Origin of the sequence: Pseudoalteromonas sp. A3 (assembly GCF_025942345.1) — a bacterium.
In the GTDB taxonomy this organism is placed as follows: domain Bacteria; phylum Pseudomonadota; class Gammaproteobacteria; order Enterobacterales; family Alteromonadaceae; genus Pseudoalteromonas; species Pseudoalteromonas atlantica.
On sequence record NZ_JAPCKL010000002.1, the window covers coordinates 125,691 to 148,683 of the forward strand.

General features: G+C 40.8%; 19 protein-coding genes and 1 other annotated feature. Of the genes, 9 read left to right on the forward strand and 10 right to left on the reverse strand.

Going from position 1 to position 22,993, the window contains the following annotated elements:
* Window positions 1-154 precede the first annotated feature (154 nt).
* The 3 genes from OIZ54_RS03650 to OIZ54_RS03660 all read left to right on the forward strand — a co-directional run bounded on the left by OIZ54_RS03650 (window position 155) and on the right by OIZ54_RS03660 (window position 3,144).
* Window positions 155-1,150, forward strand: a complete 996-nt coding sequence (locus OIZ54_RS03650) for a transposase (RefSeq protein WP_264389756.1) — start codon at window positions 155-157, stop codon at window positions 1,148-1,150.
* A gap of 417 nt (window positions 1,151-1,567) precedes the next feature.
* Window positions 1,568-2,074, forward strand: a complete 507-nt coding sequence (locus tag OIZ54_RS03655) for a TetR/AcrR family transcriptional regulator (RefSeq protein ID WP_024032749.1) — start codon at window positions 1,568-1,570, stop codon at window positions 2,072-2,074.
* Between the two features lie 11 nt (window positions 2,075-2,085).
* A complete protein-coding gene (locus tag OIZ54_RS03660; protein WP_264389757.1) occupies window positions 2,086-3,144 on the forward strand; it encodes an alcohol dehydrogenase family protein in 1,059 nt (352 codons plus the stop codon).
* 56 nt (window positions 3,145-3,200) lie between these two features.
* On the opposite strand, the gene OIZ54_RS03665 is transcribed toward OIZ54_RS03660, so the two are convergent.
* The 3 genes from OIZ54_RS03665 to OIZ54_RS03675 all read right to left on the reverse strand — a co-directional run bounded on the left by OIZ54_RS03665 (window position 3,201) and on the right by OIZ54_RS03675 (window position 6,741).
* Window positions 3,201-4,427, reverse strand: a complete 1,227-nt coding sequence (locus OIZ54_RS03665; RefSeq protein ID WP_029773039.1) for a threonine/serine ThrE exporter family protein — start codon at window positions 4,425-4,427, stop codon at window positions 3,201-3,203.
* Window positions 4,428-4,534: 107 nt separating this feature from the next.
* Window positions 4,535-5,764: a glycosyltransferase gene (locus tag OIZ54_RS03670; RefSeq protein ID WP_264389758.1), complete on the reverse strand. Its 1,230-nt coding sequence runs from the start codon at window positions 5,762-5,764 to the stop codon at window positions 4,535-4,537.
* The gene (locus OIZ54_RS03675; protein ID WP_264389759.1) at window positions 5,764-6,741 is read right to left on the reverse strand and encodes a LacI family DNA-binding transcriptional regulator; all 978 of its coding nucleotides are present in this window, start codon (window positions 6,739-6,741) and stop codon (window positions 5,764-5,766) included. Before OIZ54_RS03675 ends, OIZ54_RS03670 begins: the two co-directional genes overlap by 1 nt.
* Window positions 6,742-6,906: 165 nt before the next feature.
* On the opposite strand from OIZ54_RS03675, the gene OIZ54_RS03680 reads away from it, so the two are divergent.
* The 3 genes from OIZ54_RS03680 (at window position 6,907) to OIZ54_RS03690 (ending at window position 10,623) form a co-directional block, all read left to right on the forward strand.
* The gene (locus tag OIZ54_RS03680; RefSeq protein ID WP_264389760.1) at window positions 6,907-9,369 is read left to right on the forward strand and encodes a prolyl oligopeptidase family serine peptidase; all 2,463 of its coding nucleotides are present in this window, start codon (window positions 6,907-6,909) and stop codon (window positions 9,367-9,369) included.
* A gap of 68 nt (window positions 9,370-9,437) precedes the next feature.
* Window positions 9,438-10,055, forward strand: a complete 618-nt coding sequence (locus tag OIZ54_RS03685; RefSeq protein WP_024032743.1) for a LysE family translocator — start codon at window positions 9,438-9,440, stop codon at window positions 10,053-10,055.
* A 76-nt stretch (window positions 10,056-10,131) separates the two neighbouring features.
* Window positions 10,132-10,623: a DUF2798 domain-containing protein gene (locus OIZ54_RS03690; RefSeq protein ID WP_264389761.1), complete on the forward strand. Its 492-nt coding sequence runs from the start codon at window positions 10,132-10,134 to the stop codon at window positions 10,621-10,623.
* On the opposite strand, the gene uvrA is transcribed toward OIZ54_RS03690, so the two are convergent.
* Window positions 10,620-13,181: an excinuclease ABC subunit UvrA gene (uvrA, locus tag OIZ54_RS03695; protein ID WP_264389762.1), complete on the reverse strand. Its 2,562-nt coding sequence runs from the start codon at window positions 13,179-13,181 to the stop codon at window positions 10,620-10,622. The two genes, OIZ54_RS03690 and uvrA, sit on opposite strands and share 4 nt — an antisense overlap.
* Before the next feature lie 192 nt (window positions 13,182-13,373).
* Here uvrA and OIZ54_RS03700 point away from each other — a divergent pair, with 192 nt between their 5' ends.
* Complete coding sequence (locus OIZ54_RS03700; protein WP_248444443.1) at window positions 13,374-13,784, forward strand: hypothetical protein; 411 nt, start codon at window positions 13,374-13,376, stop codon at window positions 13,782-13,784.
* A gap of 16 nt (window positions 13,785-13,800) precedes the next feature.
* Here OIZ54_RS03700 and OIZ54_RS03705 read toward each other — a convergent pair whose 3' ends face one another.
* Genes OIZ54_RS03705 through OIZ54_RS03715 form a run of 3 tightly spaced genes read right to left on the reverse strand, consistent with a single transcriptional unit; the run spans window position 13,801 to window position 17,507 of the window.
* Window positions 13,801-14,589 carry a LytR/AlgR family response regulator transcription factor gene (locus tag OIZ54_RS03705; RefSeq protein ID WP_248444444.1) on the reverse strand — a complete coding sequence of 263 codons (789 nt, stop codon included), beginning with the start codon at window positions 14,587-14,589 and terminating at the stop codon, window positions 13,801-13,803.
* Window positions 14,586-15,626, reverse strand: a complete 1,041-nt coding sequence (locus OIZ54_RS03710) for a sensor histidine kinase (RefSeq protein WP_319640995.1) — start codon at window positions 15,624-15,626, stop codon at window positions 14,586-14,588. The genes OIZ54_RS03705 and OIZ54_RS03710 overlap by 4 nt, the downstream gene beginning before the upstream one ends.
* 27 nt (window positions 15,627-15,653) lie before the next feature.
* Complete coding sequence (locus tag OIZ54_RS03715; protein ID WP_248444446.1) at window positions 15,654-17,507, reverse strand: CIA30 family protein; 1,854 nt, start codon at window positions 17,505-17,507, stop codon at window positions 15,654-15,656.
* 1,164 nt (window positions 17,508-18,671) lie between these two features.
* Between OIZ54_RS03715 and OIZ54_RS03720 the strand changes: the two genes are divergently transcribed.
* The gene (locus tag OIZ54_RS03720) at window positions 18,672-19,184 is read left to right on the forward strand and encodes a YolA family protein (protein WP_082423038.1); all 513 of its coding nucleotides are present in this window, start codon (window positions 18,672-18,674) and stop codon (window positions 19,182-19,184) included.
* A gap of 43 nt (window positions 19,185-19,227) precedes the next feature.
* Here the strand turns inward: OIZ54_RS03720 and OIZ54_RS03725 are convergent, their stop codons facing one another.
* From OIZ54_RS03725 to OIZ54_RS03735, 3 genes are all read right to left on the reverse strand, one after another.
* Window positions 19,228-19,665: a hypothetical protein gene (locus tag OIZ54_RS03725; RefSeq protein ID WP_013463093.1), complete on the reverse strand. Its 438-nt coding sequence runs from the start codon at window positions 19,663-19,665 to the stop codon at window positions 19,228-19,230.
* Between the two features lie 240 nt (window positions 19,666-19,905).
* Entirely contained in the window at window positions 19,906-20,286 is a 381-nt protein-coding gene (locus OIZ54_RS03730; RefSeq protein WP_024606317.1) for a hypothetical protein, read from the reverse strand.
* Between the two features lie 162 nt (window positions 20,287-20,448).
* A protein-coding gene (locus OIZ54_RS03735; protein ID WP_223230517.1) for an IS3 family transposase occupies window positions 20,449-21,668 on the reverse strand; the annotation gives its coding sequence in 2 pieces (ribosomal slippage) (window positions 20,449-21,380 and window positions 21,380-21,668; 1,221 coding nt in all).
* Window positions 21,274-21,390: a sequence feature (AL1L pseudoknot), on the reverse strand. Its footprint overlaps the gene before it by 117 nt.
* A 310-nt stretch (window positions 21,669-21,978) precedes the next feature.
* Between OIZ54_RS03735 and OIZ54_RS03740 the strand changes: the two genes are divergently transcribed.
* The gene (locus OIZ54_RS03740; RefSeq protein ID WP_013463096.1) at window positions 21,979-22,653 is read left to right on the forward strand and encodes a hypothetical protein; all 675 of its coding nucleotides are present in this window, start codon (window positions 21,979-21,981) and stop codon (window positions 22,651-22,653) included.
* Window positions 22,654-22,993 lie beyond the last annotated feature (340 nt).

A 22,993-nucleotide genomic window follows, 5' to 3' on the forward strand; every position in this document is an offset into this window, starting at 1 on the left:
ATTATTATTAAAATAATGATGACACCCATTTAAAACATAACTATGACACCCATCAAAACACAAATAATAAAATAATAACGACACCCATCATAATAGTTGTATAAAACACAAGCTCGGACTACGCTTTAGCTTAAATAATAAACAGGGTTGTGTTATGGCTATTGCTCGTAAGCGCCAAATAAGTTTGGCAGATACAAAATATTATCACTGTATTTCACGTTGTGTTCGCCGGGCATATTTGTGTGGTGAAGACCCTTTTACAGGACAAAATTACGCGCATAGAAGAGGGTGGGTAGAGGATAAGCTTATAAGCCTTGCAAAGGTATTTTGTATAGATGTTTGTGCATACGCAGTTATGAGTAATCATACACATATTATGTTGTATGTAGATGATAAAAAAGCTAATAGGTTAAACGACAAAGCAATAGCAATTCGTTGGCATAAGCTTTTTAAAGGTACCGCTATCACGCATAAATTTATACGCGGTGAGAAGTTATCGGCTACCGAACGTTGGTTTTTAAACGAGAGCCTAAAGCTGTATCGAGAACGCTTAAGTAGTATTAGCTGGTTTATGCGAGCATTGAACGAAAATATTGCAAGGCGAGCTAACAAAGAAGATGGCTGCACAGGGCGATTTTGGGAAGGGCGATTTAAATCTCAAGCGTTACTAGATGAAGCTGCTTTGTTGGCGTGCATGGCATATGTAGATTTAAATCCAATACGCGCCAAAGCGGCTGCCACGCCAGAGGATTCACACTTTACGAGCGTAAAACAACGCATAAAAGCAATTGCACTTAAAAGCAACCAGGCGTTAAAAGTTAAGCAGCCAAAACAGTTATTACGCTTTGCAGGAAAGCCTAAAAAATACGCGCCAAAAGGTTTACCATTCGAATTAAAAACGTATTTAGAGTTAGTGGAATTAACAGGCAGATGTATTCGCGCTGATAAAATAGGCTTTATTGCGCATTCAACACCTGAATTATTGATACGTCTGAATATAGCGCCAGAGAACTGGTTAAAACTTACAACCGAATTTGGCAATGTTTTTCATGGAGCCGTGGGGCGTGTAAGTTCATTAGATAGTTATTGTAAACATCAAGCTATTAAGCGAAGGCCTAGCTATTCAAATAGTAAAAAATTATTAGCCTAAAAATCCATTAAATAAATAGTATGTCACTTAGCTTTGCTGAGCTTTTACGGTGCATGAAGTTTCTAATGGCCATAAGATTATGATAAAAAGCTTAAGTATATAAACTCAAACATCTCCATTACCACTCAACATCTCAAATCAATATATAAATCCAACTAAATATTTCTTACTACATTGTTAATTTATAAATAATTAGATTGGGTGTCATAGTTATAGCTTTATTATGACTAAGAAAGATTAAAGGGATGCCATATCTATCACTATCCTTATACATTTTGAACTTGAGGGCTTTCCTCATTTGTTAATTTTAAAATGGGTGTCAAAGTTATTATTTTGTATAAATCTGTATTGGTTGACATGTAGAATGAATGCTCTATCATGCTGGGTAGAGCATTCATTCTACATGAGTTAAACACTTTGCTAAAACAAGATATAGCTGCTGCGCTTGAGGTGGCCTTTAGTCAACATGGTTTTGCTGAGCCTAGTGTGGCTAAGCTGCAAAAACTCAGTGGCGTTAGTTTGCGCACCCTTTATAAATATTACCCGTCAAAGCAGGCAATGATCATTGCTGCGCTTGAGTACCGACATAATCGCTATATTAATTTTTTACTTAAAAATGCACCTGCTCCGGGAGTTGAGGCGGTTTTGCACATGTTTGATCAACTAAAAGCGTGGATGGTGCAATTTGCGCCTAATGGCTGTTTATCTATTAATGCGTTGTCGGCGTTCCCTGAAGATGAAGCTATTAGCCTTGCGGTGCAAACACATAAAAATGACGTAAAAAAACTGCTAGGTGAGCAAGGTTTAAATTCATCGTTGGCTAGTAGCTTGTTTTTGCTGCACGAGGGAGTATCGAGTGCATGGCCAGTTATGGGCGATGAGGCGGTTACATCTGCAAAAAACAGTATTCTAAAATTAATATAATGGAGCAACCAATGGCAAATTTACCTAGCACAATGCACGCTGTACAGCTTACCGAGCATGGCGATTTTAATGTATTAAAGTATGCAACTAACTTACCGTTGCCAGCGCTTGCACAAACCGATGTACTTATAAAAGTCATGGCTGCAGGTGTTAATAACACAGATCTTAATACCCGTACGGCGTGGTACGCTAAAAAACAAAGCAGTAAAGACGATGCAAGTTGGTCTGGTGATGCGTTTGTTTTTCCTCGTATTCAAGGGGCAGATGTATGCGGCGTAATAGTCGCTGTTGGTAAAAACGTAGATCAAAGCCGTATTGGTAAGCGCGTCATAGTTGAGCCATGTTTGATTAAAGCTAATGGTGAAAGGCTTAAATCACCATGGTATTTTGGCTCTGAGTGCGATGGTGGCTTCGCACAATTTACCCGCGTTGACTCTATTCACGCTTATAAAATCAATAGTAACTATAGTGATGAAGAGCTGGCCTCTTTTCCGTGCTCATATTCTACGGCCGAAAACATGCTGTTTCGCTCAAACCCACAACAAGGGCAAACCGTTTTAATTACGGGGGCTTCTGGTGGTGTTGGTTCAGCGGCGGTGCAATTAGCTAAAGCACGTGGCGCTTTTGTTATTGCCATTACGAGTAAAAGTAAGGCGCAGCAGCTTATAGAGTTAGGTGCCGATAAAGTTATATTTCGTGAAGATGATTTAATTCAAGCCTTAGGTAAAAACAGTGTTGATGTAGTCATTGACCTTGTTGCCGGCGAGCAATGGCCTGCACTGCTGGAGGTATTAAAACCAAAAGGGCGTTATGCGGTGTCGGGCGCTATTGGCGGGGCATTAGTCGAGCTTGATATACGTACTTTGTACTTAAAAGATTTAACTTTTTTTGGCTGTACAGTTATAGAGCCTGAGGTATTTAAAAGCTTAGTTAACTTTATTGAGCAAGAAAAAATAAAGCCTATTGTGGCGCAAACATTCCCACTGAGCGAAATTGTTACGGCGCAAAAAGTGTTTGCACAAAAACAACACGTAGGAAAAATTGTACTCACCATCCCTCATAGCGAATAGCGCGTTAAACAACAAAGCCCGTTACAAAGTAAACGGGCTTTTAAATGGTAACAAGCTTATAAGCTTTTTTTAGGCGGTAAAGCTACGTTTGCAAATATTAGCCCTGCTACAAGCGACATAAATATTAAAAACGTTTGCTGGCCTATATGCTCGGCGTAAACAAAGTCTTGGCCTTCAATAAGCGAGTTTAAGCCAATATACGTTTTACTGCCGGGTACCAGTACAATTAAGCCTTGCATGGCAACAATGGAAGCTGGCGCATTTGCAACGCGGTTAAATAAGTTACTAAACACTCCAACCGAAAGCGCACCAACAAACGTGCCTAACGTGTAGTCAAGGTACATAGCCGAACCAATACTCGTGCCATAGGCTATAAAACCTGATGCGATAGACCATCCAGCATGTTTAAGTTTGGTTCTAAATATCACTATTAAGCTGCTACAAAGTAAAAATATAGCCAGCCACGCAGTCCAGCGCGGTAGTGGCTCGGGCTGTACAAAATCGGTTTGGCCAAATATGGCAAAGCCAATGCCTATGCCAATAAAGGCGCCAAAGTACAGTTTAAATAACAGCATAAACGAGTCCATAACCCGCGCCGTACCCGACACCAAATGTCTAGCTGCAAGTTCTGCTAAACCAAGCGCTAGCGCTAAACCAGGTATAAATACAATAATGGCTGAAAGCACGACTAACCGTATATTTATATCGGGCGAAATATACACACTTATTGCACAAGCCAGCACTGCCGATACTATAGCAACAAGGGGCTCAAGCATGTGAGCAACCCGTTTTGAGCGCCCCGACCACAGCACAAACACATACACCACTAAAGTAAGTAACGCAGACCAAATAACGTCTGTCCAACTGGTACCCATTAGCATGGCAAATGCACCCCCCGATGTTGCAAAAGCAATACCGGTAACAAATTTATTGTACGGGTTTGGCATGTCGTAAATGGCATCAAGCTGAGCATCAACTTCTTGTAAGGTGAGCTTGTCGTCGAGCATTTGATTAACTAAGTCGTCGGTGTCGGCAAGTGAGCCTAAGTCGTGATCGCCTGGGTCTACGCGTGCCACGTGGGTGTATTCGTCTTCGTGGCCATCAGTCCAAATTACAAACGTTACCGAAGTTGGCGACATAACAAAAGACGATTTAAGTCCTAAGTAAGTGGCCACTTCCATTAAGTGTGCTTCTAGGCGGTACGCAGGGGTGCCGTACTTATGAAGCATTTTACCTAATTTAACGATAAATTTGCGTTTTTCAGTAAAGGTTGCAGTTTTCAAATCTTGTATGGACCAGTGTGTAAATAAATTAGCTAAAAGTATAGGCTAAAACGCCCATTTGTAATGGGCGCGATTTTAAACACAAATCTGTAGGAGTCTAGTCATTTTTAATCTAATTTTTTATTTTTTTCAGCAATCCATTGCGCCATATATTGCGTACTGCGCATAGTATGGTGTTTTAACATTTGTCCGGTGAAGTTTTTTTCCCTATGCGCTTTTAAATCGTTGCTTATAGAGTCAATTTTATTAATTAACGCCGCGCTTAATTTTACTTTGTCGTACAAGGTATTAAGTAGCGTATTGCCAGCTTGTTGCGCGTGTTCAAAATCGGCTTGATTGGTGTAAAGCTCAACGGCTGCATTTGCAAAATCGTCGGTATTATTAGCCACTTTACCAGGCCATGGTAGTTCGTTGTGCATGCCCTCACTGCCTATATTGGTAGTTACGCTGGGGGTTTGCATTATCATGGCTTCTAGCAGCTTGCCTTTTATACCTGCGCCAAAACGAAGTGGGGCTAAACATACGCGTGCGCTTTGCATTACCTCATAGGCATTGTCGGCCCAGCCTTTTATTAAAAAACCGGTTTTAGGGTTATTAAGTGCTGTTGCTTTTGGTGGCGGGTAAGAGCCATAAATATGCAGTTCTGCTTTTGGTAATTCCTTGCGAATAAGCGGCCATATTTTTTGTAAGTACAGCACGGCATCCCAGTTGGGGGCGTGTCTAAAGTTACCTATGGTCATAAAGTGCTCACGTTGTTCAAACGATTTAGTTTGCGCAGGTAAAGCGGTTAAATCGACCATAAAAGGGAGATGATGTAATAAACTGGCTTCTACGTTAAATACACTACTAAGTAATTGCATTTCAAAGCTTGAAATAATTAAGCTTAGGTCGCAGCGCAATATTGCGGCTATTTCGCGTTTTGCTATGTCTGAATGTAAATCGCTGGTGGTAAATTCTCGCTCGCCTTTGTGCGCTTCGTGGCGCGCATTACGTAGGCATTGTAAATCTTCGGTATCGAGTATTTTAATGGCATTGGGGCAATGTTTATCTACACGCCAGCCAAATTGTTCTTCCATCATAAAGCGGTCAAACATCACTATGTCTGGGTTGTACGCTTTAACGTACTCATCAAAACTTTCGCAGTTTAAGGCAATGCTTTGACTGGTTATACCAAAGTGATCTAGGTTTACCATGTGCTCGGTGCGCTGTGCTGGGGTGGCAAATTCTACTTGCCAATTTTGCGCTTTAAACGCATTTAATAACGACATCATGTGCGTACCCGCAGCAGACGAATTTGGTTCTGGCCATACGTAACCAATTACCAGCACTTTTTTCATTACGGTGTTTCTCTAATTTGTAGGTTTACATTTACCAGTGTTTTTACTGGTGCAGTGTTTGTTTGAAGTTGTTCTTGCAGCACTAAAATACTGCGCTTAGCAAGCTCTTGCGTGTTTATATTGGCGCAAGTAAAGCGAGGTTGCATTTCGGTAATATCAGGAATATGTAAGCAACTTACTATATTGTTTTTCAAATGCGGGGCGGCGGCTAAAACGCCATGCGCAATTATATTGTTAGCGCATACAACCGCGTCAATACTCGGATTATTAAGTAATGTGCTACTAAATATTTGCTTAGCATGTAATGGGGTGCTTTTTGTGCACGTAATAGCTGGCTCAGGGGTTATATTGTGTTTTTTACACGCGCTATTAAAGCCACTTAATAAACCTTGTGCAGATAAGCTTTCATCACCCATAAACAGTATGTTTTTAGGCGAATCATTTATTAGCTGCAATGTTACTACATGGCTTGCTTTAGTGTAGTCGGGTAAAACACACGGGGCTGAGCTGTAAGGTACTTCGTGCATTAGGCTAATAACATGGTAGGCAGCAGCAAGGTTGTCGAGCCACTGCGCACAGGTACTAGCCACAGGGCAAATTATAAATGCAGCCACTTTGTATTCTTTTAAATTATTTATTAGCTGCGTTTGGCGCTCTACGCTGTTGTTACTACTAACAATAATGGCCTGAAAAAAAGCCTCGCTTAAAGCCTGCTCTATATTTTTAGCAAGCAATGCCATAAGCGGGTTTGTTAAATCGTCAATCACTACAACCACTAAATTAGAGCGCCCTGAGCGCATAGCTGCTGCATCGCGATTATACACATAGCCTAGCTCACCTATGGCTTGTAACACTTTTTGTTTGCTTTTATCGGCTACTTTATTGCTGTGTGTAAGCACCAGCGATACGGTCGATTTAGACACCCCCGCACGGTGAGCAACATCAAAAATAGTGACCGATTTAGCTTTGTTAGGCATGGTATTTTAAGCGCGCAGTAGTGAGTAAATAGCTGCGTAGTGTAGCGTATATAATGCGTTTAAGTCATCTTTTAGCCCTGTAATTTAAAGCTTAATACTTTATGAACAGAGCAAAACATGTTTATATACCTTTTATAATCTTAAAAATAACAAAAGGATAAATACATGAACGCATTTAGGCTGTTAGTTGCCTTTATTTGTTGTGTTGTAATAATGCCAAACAGCTATGCTGAGCAAGGTTATCAAACACCTTCGCCTGAGCTAGCCGCTGTGGTAGATGCCAAATTAGCACCCACTAGTTTTTTATCGAGCGATGGCCAATGGCTTGCTTTATTTGAGCGTAAGCGCGTAGAGACGCTTGACGAGCTTGCTAAAGATGAGCTTAAACTTGCGGGTATAAAGCTAAACCCTGCTAACTTTTCACGCTCGCGTGTTAGCGCTAAATACAGCGCGCTTGAGCTTAAGCATGTGCAAAGCGGCACCGTTATTAATATTAATAATTTACCAAACGGTATTATTCGCTCGCCTAAATGGTCATCTAACAGTAAATATTTAGCATTTGTTGTAGAGCAACAAAACCAAGCAAATTTATGGCTTTACAGTGTAGAGACAAAGCAAGCAAAAATGCTCTCAAATGCAGCGCTTAACTCGGTTATTACCGCTACGCCTTACCAATGGCTGCCCGATAGCAGCGCACTGGTTGCAAATTTAGCGGTTAATATAGGTAAACCCGCGTTAAAAAACAGCAGTCAAAATGTAGTGCCTGTTATACAGCAAAGCACAGGCGAAAAAGCCCCAGCGCGTACTTATCAAAACTTATTAACCAGCCCGTTTGACGAAGCACAGTTTAAATTTTACGGCCAAGGGCAATTAGCTTACGTAACGCTTGATGGCAATACACAAGCCATTGGCACCCCTGCATTATTTAAATCGTTTTCGGTATCGCCAGATTCAACCAATATATTAGTTGCTGCGATAAACGAGCCGTTTTCGTATCAAGTACCGTACAGCCGTTTTGCCAGCACTTGGCAAATATGGGGAATGCGTGGTTACGCATTAGCCGAACTTGTAAAACAACCGCTTGCCGATAACATTCCACAAGGCTATGACAGTGTTCGCACCGGCCGCCGCGATTTTGAATGGCGCGCGGATCAAGGCGCAGAAGTTATTTGGGCAGAAGCGCAAGATGGCGGCGACATGAAAACTGATGTTAAGCATCATGATTATATTTACAGCCTACGCGCGCCGTTTAAACGCGAGCCAAAACTGTTTGCTAAAGTAGAGCGCCGCTATGCTGGTATAGTCTGGGGCAATCAAAATATTGCCATGCTTAGCGACTGGCGCTTTAGCGACCGCCAAGTGCGTACGTATGTTATCCAGCCACGCAATGCAGATAAAAACCGTGTGCTTTTTTCTGAGCGAAGCTATAACGATGCGTATAAAAACCCAGGTAGCTTTATATACGAGCGTAACGATTTAGGCGCCAACGTTATTAAAATTGTTGGCGGGCGTTATATGTATCTGCGCGGTAACGGCGCGTCTGAGCAAGGTAATATTCCGTTTTTAGACCAGTACGATGTAAAAACGAATAGCAGCAAGCGTTTATGGCAATCACAAGCGCCATACTACGAGCGTGTTCGTGCATTGCTTGACGACGAAGGCGAGCGCTTTATAACTGTGCGAGAGTCTAAAACCGAGCAACCTAACTTTTTTATCCGTGATTTAGATAACGATACTCTTACGCAGCTTACTAATTTTGCTCATCCGTACCCAGCATTTAAAGGGGTTACAAAAGAGCAGTTACGTTACAAACGTGATGACGGGGTTGAGCTTTCAGGCACGCTTTATTTACCACCAGGTTACGATGTAACCCAAGGCCCGTTACCCGTACTTATGTGGGCGTACCCACTTGAATACAAAGATAAAGCCGTAGCATCACAAGTGCGCGAATCGCCATACGAATTTACTTACATTGGTTATTGGGGCCCTATGCCTTACCTTGCTAAAGGTATTGCCGTATTTGACGACCCTAAAATGCCTATTGTAGGTATTGATGGCAGCGAGCCAAACGATAACTTTAGAAAGCAGCTAGTTTCAAGTGCGCAAGCTGCGGTTGATGTGCTGGTTAAAAAAGGCATTGCCGATAAAAACAACATTGCTATAGCAGGGCACTCGTACGGTGCATTTATGGTGGCAAACCTATTAGCGCATAGTGATTTATTTAAAACCGGTATTGCTCGCAGTGGTGCTTACAACCGTACCCTAACGCCGTTTGGTTTTCAGGGTGAAGAGCGTGATTTTTGGCAAGCACAAAGTGTGTACGCAAACATGTCGCCGTTTTTCCATGCTGAAAAAATTAACGAGCCAATGCTGATGATTCATGGCAAAGAAGACCCTAACTCTGGAACTTTCCCAATGCAAAGTGAGCGTATGTACGCAGCGCTTAAAGGCTTAGGTAAAGACGCTCGCTTAGTAATGCTCCCTTACGAGGCACATGGCTACCGCGCACGTAAAAGCTTATTACATGTACTGTGGGAGCAAGAGCAATGGCTAGATAAGTATTTATTAAGTGATACCGCAAAGCCAGTAGAGGTCATTACTCAGCCAGTGGCAAGTACTGAACAATAGTAGATAATAGGTAACCAATAGCGCGGCTACTTTAGCCGCGTTTTTTGCTTTTAATATAGAGAGAAAAAATGATTGATGTTGCAGCGCTTGCCGTTTTTATTCCTACCTTCTTTTTTGTATCTATCACACCGGGTATGTGTATGACCCTTGCCATGACATTAGGTATGAGCATAGGTGTAAGGCGCACATTATGGATGATGATAGGTGAGCTGTTAGGGGTCGCAAGTGTTGCTATTGCTGCGGTATTAGGTGTTGCAAGCGTAATGCTAAATTACCCTAATGCGTTCGATATTTTAAAATGGGTAGGCGGTGCATACTTAATTTATATAGGTATAAATATGTGGCGCGCAAAAGGTAAAATGTCGATTGATACACATAGCCCAAGTGATGTAAGCCGCCAGTCGCTATTTACGCAAGGCTTTGTGACTGCCATTGCTAACCCAAAGGGCTGGGCGTTTATGATCTCTTTACTACCGCCATTTATTAGCGTTGAACACGCACTCGCCCCGCAACTGTTAGTGCTTGTTTTAGTTATTATGATAAGCGAATTTATTTGCATGTTAGCGTACGCCACAGGCGGTAAAAGCCTACGTTTATTTTTAAGCCGTGGCGATAATATAAAATGGATGAACCGAATTGCAGGCAGCCTTATGGTGCTAGTAGGCATATGGCTGGCGTTAGGGTAATCAAATAACAGTTGATATTGTCAATTAATTTGCTATAGTTGATTTTGTCATCTATTTTAAGAGAAATACCTGTTTAATGAATACGCCTGCTTTAGTAAATTCTGCGCTCGTAGAGCCTAAAAAAACACCTGTAATTTATAAAATAATGGTGATGGTAAGTATTATTGTTTTTGTAGGCGGCAGCTTAACAGGCATTATGACTTACACAAATGTAGGTATAACTGAGCATTTTTATATGGATTGGTTTACCTCGTTTTTAAGTGCGGTGTTGGTTATGGCTCCTGTGGGGTTAGCAATGACAGCCCTTATGAATACCTTGGTGGCTAAGTTATTACCAAAAGCAAGTGAGCTAAAACGTAATTTAGTGATTAGTGTTTTTATGGCGCTTACCATGGAGTCGCTAATGGCGTTTGTAACCGCTAGTAACAATATAGGTTTTGCCAATATGCGCTTATTTTATACCGCGTGGGTAGAGGGGTTATTAGCCGCGCTACCCATTGGTTTAACATTAATGCTTGTTATGTCGGTTACTGTAAAACCTAAATTAGAGCGATTTTTAAAAAGCTAAATTGCGCTTTTTAAAAATGTTGCCGTGCGGCTATGCTCAGATTGAGCCACATCTTCTGGTTTACCTTGAGCAACAATTAAGCCGCCTTCGTCGCCGGCTCCTGGACCAATATCAATAACCCAATCACTGTTACTGGCAACTTGCATATCGTGCTCAACCATAATTACGGTGTTGCCCGCATCAACTAAGCCATTTAACTGCGCCATTAACATGGCTACATCTTTTGGGTGTAGGCCGGTGGTTGGTTCATCTAAAATATACAGCGTATCGCCGCGCTGCGCACGTTGCAGCTCTGTGGCAAGCTTTATGCGCTGGGCCTCTCCGCCCGAAAGCTCAGTAGCAGGTTGCCCTAAACGTAAATAGCCAAGGCCTACTTGTAAGAGCGCATTTAGCGCACGTAAAATAGCGGGTTCATTGGCAAAAAATGTATGCGCTGACTCCACCGTTAAATTAAGCACATCGGCAATGGTTTTATCTTTATAGGTAATGTCGAGTGTTTTTTGGTTGTAGCGCTTGGCGTTACACACAGGGCACGGCGAATACACGCTAGGTAAAAATAACAGCTCAATACTTACAAAACCTACGCCTTCGCAGTTGTCGCAACGGCCTTTTTTCACATTAAACGAAAAACGACCTGCATCGTATTTACGCGCTTTTGCCTCTTTGGTATTGGCAAACAATTTACGTACGTGATCGAACAAACCAGTGTAAGTAGCAAGGTTTGAGCGAGGCGTGCGGCCAATGGCTTTTTGATCAACCGTTATTAGGCGCTTTATATGCTCAAGGCCCTCGGTAATTTTGCCATGGGTTGGTGTTTGGAGTTCTTGATCAAGCAAGTCGGCTTCATCGGTAGGCATTGGCGGCGGCGTTTGTTGTCCTAAAGCATCTTGAATAAGCTCGACTAAGGCTTGGCTTACTAAGCTTGATTTACCTGAGCCAGAAACCCCCGTAACACTTGTAATAACCCCAAGCGGAAATTCGGCACTGATGTTGTGTAAATTGTTACGCTCAATACCACTTAGCTTAAGCCAGGCTGCTGGCGTACGTTGTGTTTGATGATTTGGCTTTGCGTTATTGTTATGTTTAAAAAGATGCTGACTTGTATGTGAGTTGCTCACTTGCTCTAAGCCTTCAACTGGGCCGCTGTAAACAATATTACCGCCATGCGAACCCGCATTTGGCCCTACATCAACCACCCAATCGGCGTGGCGAATTACACTTGTATCGTGCTCGACCACAAATACTGAATTACCAGCCGCTATTAGCTCATCTAGGGCGCTTAAAAGTGCTTGCGTATCGGCTGGGTGTAGACCTGCCGAAGGTTCATCTAGCACATACACAACACCAAATAATTTTGAGCGAATTTGCGTTGCAAGCCGCAAGCGTTGTAATTCCCCAGCTGATAACGATGGCGTAGTACGCTCAAGCGATAAATACCCTAAACCAAGTTTAGTGAGTGCTTCTACGCGTTTGATAATGTCGCTTGTGATGCGCTTTGCCACAATGGCTTTTTCGGGGTTGGCTGCGTTACTTTTAGCGGGGTTATTGGCAGCAATGCTGAGTTTTTCTGCCAGCTCGCCAAGTGTTAATTGCGAAATTTCGCCTATATCAAGGCTTGCTACTTTAACCGATAACGACTCTTTTTTAAGTTTTTTTCCTTCGCACTGCGGGCATTGTGATATTTGCATATACTGCGACACGCGCTTTTTTGTGCGTGGGCTTTGGGTACTGGCAAACGATTGTAAAACAAAGCGTTTAGCACTTATAAATGTACCCATGTAGCTGGGGCTTTCTTCATTTTTAATAGCCGCTTGGGTTTGCTCAAGCGTATACTCGGGAAACACGGGTACTGTGGGCGTGTCGTCGGTAAACAAAATCCAATCACGGGCTTTTTTAGGCAGGGTATTCCACGGTTTATTAATATCGTAACCTAACGAGGTAAGTATACGGCTTAGGTTTTTACCTTGCCAAGCTGGCGGCCATGCTGCAATGGCGCGCTCTTTAATTGATTTAGTCGGGTCGGGCACTAGCAGCTCTTCGGTTACGTTAAATACGCGGCCAATACCATGGCACTCTGGGCAGGCACCTTGTGGCGTGTTAGGCGAAAACGCATCGGCATACAGTATACCTTGCCCTTTGGGGTATTCGCCCGCGCGTGAGTAAAGCATTCGCAGCGCGTTAGAAATAGTGGTTACGCTACCCACCGATGAGCGTACCGAGGGTGCGCCACGCTGTTGTTGTAATGCTACCGCGGGTGGCAGCCCTTCAATCGAATCTACATCGGGCTCATCTACTTGGTCTATTAATCTGCGCGCATAAGGCGATACCGAATCAAGATAACGATGCTGTGATTCGGCAAATAATGTTCCAAAGGCGAGCGATGATTTACCCGAGCCCGATATACCAGTAAAAACAACAAGTGAATTACGGGGCAAGTTTACATCCACATTTTTTAAATTATGAACACGCGCGCCTCGTACTTGAATGCTGTGCTCTGGGTTTAATAAAGCCGATTGCGCATTACTAACCTCATGTGAATTTTTAGGTGTGGTTGCCATGTAATTTACTCCTGTTTAATAATCATGTGTTTATTAACGTGCCGCAAAGTATTAATACTAATGGGGCGTCACTGAATGAGCGCTTAGTTAGTTTACTGAGCGTTTAATAGAGTGTTTACATAATAGGTAAAAACTGCGAGTATAAATTTCAATCAAGTATGCAAAATTCGAAATTTAAAAGGACGTTTAATTGTGGCAAAAATTGTAGTTAGCTTTTTATTTTTATTGGTACTTTGCGCCAATGTGTGTGCAGCGCAAAATAATGTACTAAACGTTGACCGAGCCATACCAAATGGCATGCACTTGTCGTTTCCAAACGATAATAATATAACGCCTAAAAAGTCTGACTTTTCTATTGCAAACTATGTACTTATGAGCAACAAAATAGGAGAGCGTTGGGCGGTTATTACCCTTACTAATTTAGCCTCTGGCAAGCGTGAACTTAATCAAGAACACGTATTAGCGTTGTTTGCAGATGGCAGCAGGCTAACACCAAGTGATTTTAAACTAGGCTTTAAAGGCAATCAAACACAGTCGGTAACGGTATCGTTTGCTGAGCATACGTTTCCTATTTTAAGTGTGTATACCAGTAATGATCAGTAACATGTTTTTAGATAAGTTAAATATGTAGCAATTGCTTTAGTTTATCGGCACCGGCTCTGCTGGTGCTTAGTTCAGATTTAATATCATCATTTACAATCACCATTAGCTTGCCGTTAAACCAACGCTGTATTTCTTTAATGTGGTCAACGTTAACCAAATAGCTTCGATGAATTCGTACAAAGTTTTTTGCTACTAGGGCATGTTCAAGTTGATCGAGTGTATCGCTTAAGTGATGAAATGTCTCGCCATTCCACGCCAAACTATTGCCTTGCTCCGATTTAATAAATTTAATGTCACTTGGGGAGAGTAAAAATATCCGCTCACCGTTTTTACTAATGAGCTTATTTATGGTGTTTTTGGTTAATGTAAAGGTTTGCTCGTGTTCTGGGCTGTTAACTTGGGAGTGGGCACGTTGTTGCTCTAGTTGCTGCTGCGCTTTGCCGAGAGCTTTTTTTAGCCTAGCAATAGGAAAAGGTTTGAGTAAGTAGTCAGTTGAGGCGTGCTCAAAAGCTTCAATTGCAAATTGGTCATACGCGGTTGTGTAAATAATAATGGGCTGGTAGTTAAGTAAATCAATAAGCTCTAAGCCGTTAATTTCAGGCATTTGTATATCAAGTAATACCACATCCGGAGTCAGCTCATTAATTAATGATATGGCCTCTTTGCCATTTGTGGCCATACCCACTACTTCAACATGCTCCATTAAACTCAATTGATGGCTTAATTTTTCGCGAGCGGGAAGCTCGTCATCGGCAAATAATACACGCATTTTAGTCATTGTGTTTGGCTGGTTTTCGCTGCTCATAGTGTTAGCTCCAACGTAACCACTGCACCATTATTATTGCTCAGTAGTACCTTACTTTTACCAAGTTGTTTAACGCGCTTGAGTATGTTTTTCATTCCTACACCACTGCCATGGCCGTGTTTTATAACATCGCTCGAAAAACCCTTACCGTTATCGCTAATTTGTATTTTAACGCCGTTAGGTAGCTCACTAAGCGTTATATTAAGTATTAACGACGTTTGTTGGGCGTTGTGTTTAATGGCGTTTTCAATAATTGGTTGAATAAGTAGCGGGGGCAGCGATATGTTTTTAAGCGTATTGGGAATGTGGTAATTAACCTGAAGTTTATCGCCAAAGCGGGCTTTTTCAATATTTAGGTACTTTTCTATTATTGTAAGCTCTTGCTGTAAAGGTATTTGTTGTTGCTCTGCCGTGTCGAGGGAGTACCTTAAAATGTCAGCCAGTTCATGCAGTACTTCATCGGCTAAATCAGGGTTTGTATGAATATAAGCCGAAATTGTATTTAAGCTATTAAACATAAAATGTGGGTTTAGTTGGTAGCGTAATGTAGCAAGTTGGGCTTGTTTAAGCGCGTGTTTTTCGGCTGTTGCGCGTTTTTTGTTTTCAATAAAAATACTGGTAAAGTAAATACACGAGCCCCAAAGTAAGCCGTTACAAACAACAAACACCCCCATCGATTTGTGCCCATCAAAAAGCTGTGTGAGTACTATATCGGTAAGCACATTACCAAGTGCCATAAATACAACTGCTATTAACCATTCAAACGCTATTTTGTTAATGTGTTTATTACGCAGGTAAAAAATAACCGCTGCCGCACTCCAAACAGGAACCCAGTAAAAAGTAACAAACCACACGGTAGCAGCGAGTGCACTACCCGCAGTAAAGGGCGCAGAGTTAGCAATTATCAGCCCAAGGGCATAAGCAATATCTACAACAAGTAAAATAAAAAAGCTGTATTTATAAAAAGGATGTTTGAGCATAATAGGTGCTTCTTTTTGTAAGTGATTAAACCATAACAAAAAACAGTCAAAACCCAAAGAGTTTGTGTTTTGACTGCTACTCTTTTAAAAGTAAGTTAGCTCTTTGATTTGTAATGTGTTTTTTAATGGCTCATTGCTTGCGCCTGGCATTTTTCGCCACATTAAGTTAACTCCAGTTAATTCAGTGGCCGACCACGTAACGGGGCTACCAAAGCCAAATTGTTTAAATGTAGTGAAAGGAATATCAAGCGTTGTCCACTCATCGCGCGGCTTTAAAAGTACACTAAAGTGATCCCAATCTTTTACATCATTATGATAAACAGACAAGGCAAAAGGCGTGCTTGAACCTTTATAGGTTAATCGAATACCTTTAAATGCAGAGGCATCAGCCGGCGATGTAAATTTTATTTCAGCGCCTGCCCACGCGCCAAAGCTGGTTGGCTTTGTAATGGTTGTATCAATAGTTAAGCTGTTTTTATTTGTGGTAAGTGTTGCCACAGACTGACCACCCATTACCGAGTCGCTCAAGGTTTGCCATGGTGTATCACCGGTAAAATCATCAATAACATGTTGCGCTTGGCTGCTTTTTATTACTTCATTACAAGCGGGGCCTTGTGGTGTTATAGCCTTGTTTTGCGCAATTAAGGCTGGGCGGTCTACTTGTATACCTGATTTGTAAACCTCTGAGATAGTGTGAATGTGGTTTATATCATCAAGCGGGTTTTGCTTAAGCAGTACAAAGCTTGCCTCAAAGCCATTAGCCAGCTTGCCAATGCTCTTGGCTTTATTAATCGCTTTTGCGCCGTTAACTGTGGCTGCATTAATTATTTCACCATTTGTTAAGCCTGCTTTTTTAAGGGCATCTAACTCGTTGTGTAACCCAGTACCGTGCAGCGTGTAAGGGTTTCCGGCATCAGATCCTGTGCCTATAGTAATATTAGCTTTATGTAGCTTTTGTATATTTGCATAAGCGGTTTTTCGCTCCTCCCACGCGTGCTCTTTCCATTTTGAAGGTGCAGGCACGTTGTCAAACAAACACCCTTGAAGCTTTTCGGGAATGGTTTTTAGTAACTCGCTTTGTGAGCTTATAGTATGGTTATGCTTTTCATCGCTATGGTTATGATACACCGCAAGGGTAGGAATATAGGTTACATTATGCTGTTTCATTAGCGTAATAAATTCATCGTCAATCGCTTCGCTATTAATACCGTGCGCTAGAGCCGTTGCACCGGCTTTAATAGCGCGTTTATCATCATTTAATGTAGAAACATGCACAAAATACGGTAAATTAGCCGCTTTAGAGCGTTTACCTAGCTCGCTTAATTGGCTATCAGTTAACGATTTACCCACACCGCCAAAGGTTTCTATAACTGCTTTAGTTACATGTGGATTAGTGCTTATATGTTTTTGCCATAGCGCTGCTATGTCTTCATCTTTTGCAATTTCGTATGCGTGGCCGCCAAACTGCGTGCCATGCCCACCAGGGTTGGTAAACAAAGTACCCGCATAAAAAAGGTTAGGGGTTAGTTGGGCTGCTTTTAATTGAGCGGCTTCGTTTAGGGTTTGCTCAAACGAAAACAAATCAACAATATTAGTTACGCCTAAATACAAATTAGAATTAAAGTGCGATTGAACCGGCAAATACTGAAACTCAGTAAAGTTACTGCCCGATGAACCCAAATGTACATGTAAATCAATTAAACCAGGTATTGCATATTGGTTGTTAGCATCAATAGTTTTATCTGCGTTTTGTAGTGGATCAGTCGCTTTAGTAATACTTACTATTTTACCATCATCAATATACAGCGAACTCGGCACAGAAAAACTTTGCGAGCTACTTTGGTATAAGCGAATGTTGTCGACCCGCAGGTCAATGGCATACGCACTAAAGTGGCTTGCTAAACTCAGTGCTATAACTGTTTTTGTAATAATGTTCATGACTATATTCCTTATCAATAAATAGGTATTTGGCGTTTTGTTGATAAGGAATTTAGCGAGCTTTTTAACCAGCTTCATTAATGTTTATCTGAATCGACATTATAAGAGGTTGAACCGACACAAAAGTAAATAAGCGTTGTGGTAGGGGACTCGGGCTAACTAAATTAAGTTTTTAAAGGGCCGTTATGAGCGAGAAGCAGACGGTCGGTTAAACTCGTTTTTGGACAGAAACGTGTCAGGGACTTTTCTAAATTAGCAACGCACAGATAGCAATACGTACGGCTGTGTTTATCAGACCTGTTTATTCAATAACTTTATCGAGTCCGTTCAAAAGTACCGTTCACATCACGCGTGTAACTTTCCCGTGTGCAATTCGTTATTAGCGCTTACATGGCAAGGCCTCTAGGTTAATACGACAGTGTAACCTAGAGTGCCGCCGCACCTGTTTTTAATGTGAAATGGTAGATACACCGGCAATTATTTTAATAAATACTCACCTTTTGCTTATTCGTAAAAGTGCTATGCGTTAAATTATGATTAAGCGGAACTAAGGCGACAGGTTAATTTTTTCAGCGCCGCAGATAGTTAAAAAATTTTGTTAGTATCAAAGAAACATAAAAAATGAAGGTAACCAGGCACGAGGCCTGGTTGAAAATCAACGATAGTAAAATGGCATGGATGCCACGTTCTAACCGCCAATCTTTTACGGCAATTTAAGATTACACTGCGGTTGGGGCACTATCAATATTAATGAGCACGCGAATGAAAATAGATATTCATTATAAAGTGAAAGTAGAAGGAAGGTTTTCTATTAATTTAATTTCCCTAATTTCTGTAGCCCAATTGGTTATAAGTTTAATAGGTTAATTGTTAGGTAGGGGGTATTGCAGGTCAAAGTGTGATACCCCATTATTTTAGCCGCTAAAATTAAAGTTTCACCGGTGAAACTCAGTTGTTGGATGAAGGTCTTGTGTTTGATTTTCTGCTATCAGTTAACAAATATAAAAATTAATTATTTATCATTATGTTTTCATTTTTTGACAATGCTAAAGGCGTGAACTATAAATACCTTTCAATTGATATTAAAAGGGAAATTCAAGGACTATAAAAATAAATTTAATTAATTGCCTGCTATCTGTAGTCATAGCAACTGGTGTAAGTAATATGAGTTATGCTGAGGAAGTTCCGCGCAGTCAACAAGTAATTACCTCCCTTCCTGTACTCACTAGTCAGAATGCTCCAGCTCCTGCCGAAATCAAAAACATCCGCATGGAGTCTGAATTAATGGCTCGAGCATCAGCTCCGCCGCTATCTTCAATGTGGGTATATGCTGTTGGTTCAACTGATTGTGGGTGGGAGTCCACTGTTGGTATGACAACAACTGCATGTGATCATGGGGGAGAGCAGCTGCGTACTGCTGTTTTAGAAATTGGTTATGGTTATAATCATATTGCTTGGATGAACGGTGGGTTACTTCCGAGTTCCACAATGTACTCAAGTACGCCTGTTTGTGTGACTGGTAGTAATTACACATGGCCTTGTACCGCTGGGCAAACTGTCGTGGGTTTCCTCAATGAATACAATGTCGATGGTCATCAAAACGGATTATTCAAATACCAAAATACTTCGACTAATTCGCCATGGAATACTATGTCAGTCCAGATCAGTATTCTTTGATTTATTAATGATGTAGGCCAGACATTCTGGCCTTTTTATATTTCTAAATACGAATGTTAACACCAGTACTTTTGTCTTGCATGATAGACATAGCTGATTCTAACATCTTCAAAGTAGTCTCGTCATTGCGTGACAGTGCGCCTTGGATGCCATCACGCGTTTTTTGAATGAAGTTATATCGTGTTTCATCACTGTGTGCACCTGCCAGTTCGCCTCCATTTACGGGTATTTTCATAGTCATAGCCATGAAAGGCCTGCCGTCATCGAGAGACATTTCTCCATTGCGGATTTGAGTGTTGGCCCAGTCCCGCATTTCTTGCCGGGTCATACTAGTGAAATCCGCCTGTTTTGTGCTGCTGTCAGTCTTATCATTGTCTGTTTGTGCTGCTGTTAATGCAGCCGAAAATGACGTTGAGGCCTCTGTTGAAGGCTTGGTACGCTGGTTCCCATTAAAATAATGTACGTTTGCATCAACTCGCATAGGTTCTTTTCCTTAGTATGATCGTATGAGTGATATTAACTGCAAAACCTGCGCCATAATTATACACTTATAGTCTTTTGAAAACGCCTTTAAAAAGTTTATTTAAATTAAGTTGTTGAAGGTAATTCATCGTAAAGTGAAAAGCTTAATACAGAGGTGTTGGACGGCAAAGGCTTTCCGGTAACTGGAATATTTACTAATAGGCTTGGCTCATAGGCCTTAAATTATTCAGGATAAAGCCTAATAAAAGAAGGTTTTGAAATAAGCAATATTAAAGTGAAATATTGGGATCGAGATTGATACAAAGATGAGGGATATAGAAATCAATATCCATTTCAATTTTTTGATTTCTTTTAAGTGATTTGCATTTTTAAGCGATTCATTTAGCCGCTGAATATTTAGTTCAACTTCGTGTACAGTCTCCTGAGAGACGAGCGCTAAATCTTTAATACTATCAACAGAGCTTTTTAAGTTTTTCTCTGTTGCTAGTATATGAGTATCAACGCTCTTAATTTCCAGTGATTTCTTCACATATTCAGATAAAGAAATACCTTCCTTTTGCGCCTCACTACTTAAAGACTCTTTTAATTTATCGTCAATTCGGATGCTTAGAATAGCCATTCTAAAATACCTCTGATGTATACGGGTGTAAACAAAGCGTATACGCCTATTTTTAAAGGCGCAACAGGTTATTTTAGATGAAAACTGTGTATGACAAAATGAGATAATAGGCACGCTGTCGAATGAATCGCCCCGAGTTCATCGGAGACCAGTTTGTTTAAGTCAGGCCACTTTACCTGACTCGTTTAAATTATCATAGTAGTCTGTTTCATATTGAGCTGGTGAAATATACCCAATTGAAGATAATAAGCGTTGATTATTAAACCAATTGACCCACTCTAACGTTGCGTATTCAACAGCATCAACATTCTTCCACGGGCCATTTCTGCGAATAATCTCTGTTTTAAATAATCCATTTATTGTTTCAGCCAATGCATTGTCATAAGAGTCACCCACACTGCCTACAGACGCTTGAATTCCAGCTTCAGCAAGTCGCTCAGTGTATCGTATAGACAAATATTGGCTGCCTCTGTCGCTGTGGTGAATTAACCCTTCGGGGTTGCCACGATGCCAAATAGCTTGCTCTAACGCATCAAGAATAAGCTCTGTGTGCATTGTCGTTGATACACGCCAACCTACAATGTATCGTGAAAAAACATCTATCACGAAAGCGACATAAACAAACCCACTCCATGTGGCAACATAGGTGATGTCAGCTACCCAAAGTTGATTTGGCTGCTCAGCAGTAAATTGACGATTAACTAAATCAAGTGGCTTATCTTGTTGCTCGTCAGGTATCGTTGTCTTATGTGCTTTACCCCGACGAACACCTTGAATTCCCATAACTCGCATCAATCGTTCGACTGTACAGCGGGCGACTTGATGGTCGTCAAGCTGTAGCTGCTTCCATATTTTTCTTGCACCATAAACTGACATATTATCCTCCCACACTTCGCGAATGAGTATTATCAGCTCAGCATCACGCTTTTTGCGGTTAGACAGTCGCTCAGGCTCTCTTTGTATCTGTTTATGAGAATAATACGTTGATGGTGCAATCGGCAATTCCTTGCAAATTGACTCGACACCGTAATGCTCTCTGCAAGCATCAATAAAATCCACTATTACTTCTGTTTGCGGTCGAGCTCCGCTTGGGCGAAAAAAGCGGCAGCTTGCCTCAGGATATCATTCGTTCGCTTGAGCTCTTTATTCTCGCGCTCTAAGACGGCAAGGCGTTCTTCAGTTGATTGCGTATTAGAAGAGGGTTTAGACGGTTGAGCTTGAGATTTCTTGACCCATGCTCTAAGTGTTTCTGGGGTACATCCCAGTTTATCTGAAATCGATACTAGCGCAGCCCAAAGAGAAGGGTATTCATGCTGTTGTGTGGTAACAAGCCTAATTGCACGTTCACGAAATTCTGATGTATAGCGATTTGATTTTTTCATAGTTCCAGTTTCTCAAGTTATTGAGTCTCTGGCAAACACGGGGCGATTCAATAGAGTTGCTGGCGGATATAGCGTAGCAGTTTCCACTTCTATCTTTAATGCAGGCACTTATTATTGGGAAGTTGAAAATAAAACAACAACTGGATCTACTTATGGTGGAATTACTTATGAAGTAAGATCTGGTGGCTAGTTAAACTTTCTATTAACGACTCAGCCCTATGAGTCGTTAATAGAAAACAATCTAAAATAAAAGCTTAAGTTTTATAAAATTATGTCGATAAAAGAAAACGACATATGAAAAAGGATTTTTATGAAAATCAGCACCAATCTACTACCTACTCTATTTGAAAGTAAAATATCTATTTTTACAAACAGTGATGATGAAAAAATAAAAAGCTTTTCTACTAAAACAAGCGAAAGTGGCTTAAAAATTAATATAAACACAACTCACCTTGATCCTAAAGTTAAAGAAAAAAAAGACAATAATGCTTTTGATTCATCATTAATTGAGGGAAGTGCATATGAAAAAGTATTTAAAAAAGAAGAGCTCAACTTTTCTAATATGAGTATAAAAGAACTTCATAGTATTGTTAAAAATGTGAATGAAATGGAACGAGAATACACACAAAAATACGATAGTGATGAACCAGTTAGATTAGGTAAGTCAGGAAACCCCATAATATCCAAAAAAAGAGAAGATATGAATAGTTTAGAGTCTAAACTTAGGATCCTTTCTTATGGTGGAGGGGATGTAGATCCTGATAAAAAAATTAATGTTATGGAGTATTTTTCTAATAGTTCAGAGAAATTAGATGGACTTGCTAAAGAATATCCTGAACGTCAGACTTATCAAGTAAGAGCCTCTTACATGAAAGAAATAATTAATACGTTTGATAAATTTATATCAGACGATACTTTTGATTTATATCAAGAAAAGGCTGCTTTATTGTTAACCGACAAAAAGAAAGTCGATGTTTTTATTTGAAAAAAGCCTAGAACATAGCAAAACAGCTAACAGCTTATTGAACACCATTTTGGTGGTTTATAACACACCGAAACGGCGTATATTACATACCCTGATAATTTCACCAATAATTACCTTTGTAAACAAGTAATTAAAACAGCTAGGAATTAAGCATGTTATTTTGCCCCAAAACGGCGTTTAATAATGTTATTGGACAAAATTAGATTTCTACTTAAAACACAGGAATAAATTTAACTTTTTCAGTGTCCGGTTATCGCTCAAAGCCGACCTATAGAATAATTGCTTTAACACGTTTTGGGGCAGAAACGAGTTTCGTGTGAAGGTCCGCTTCTGGCACTCT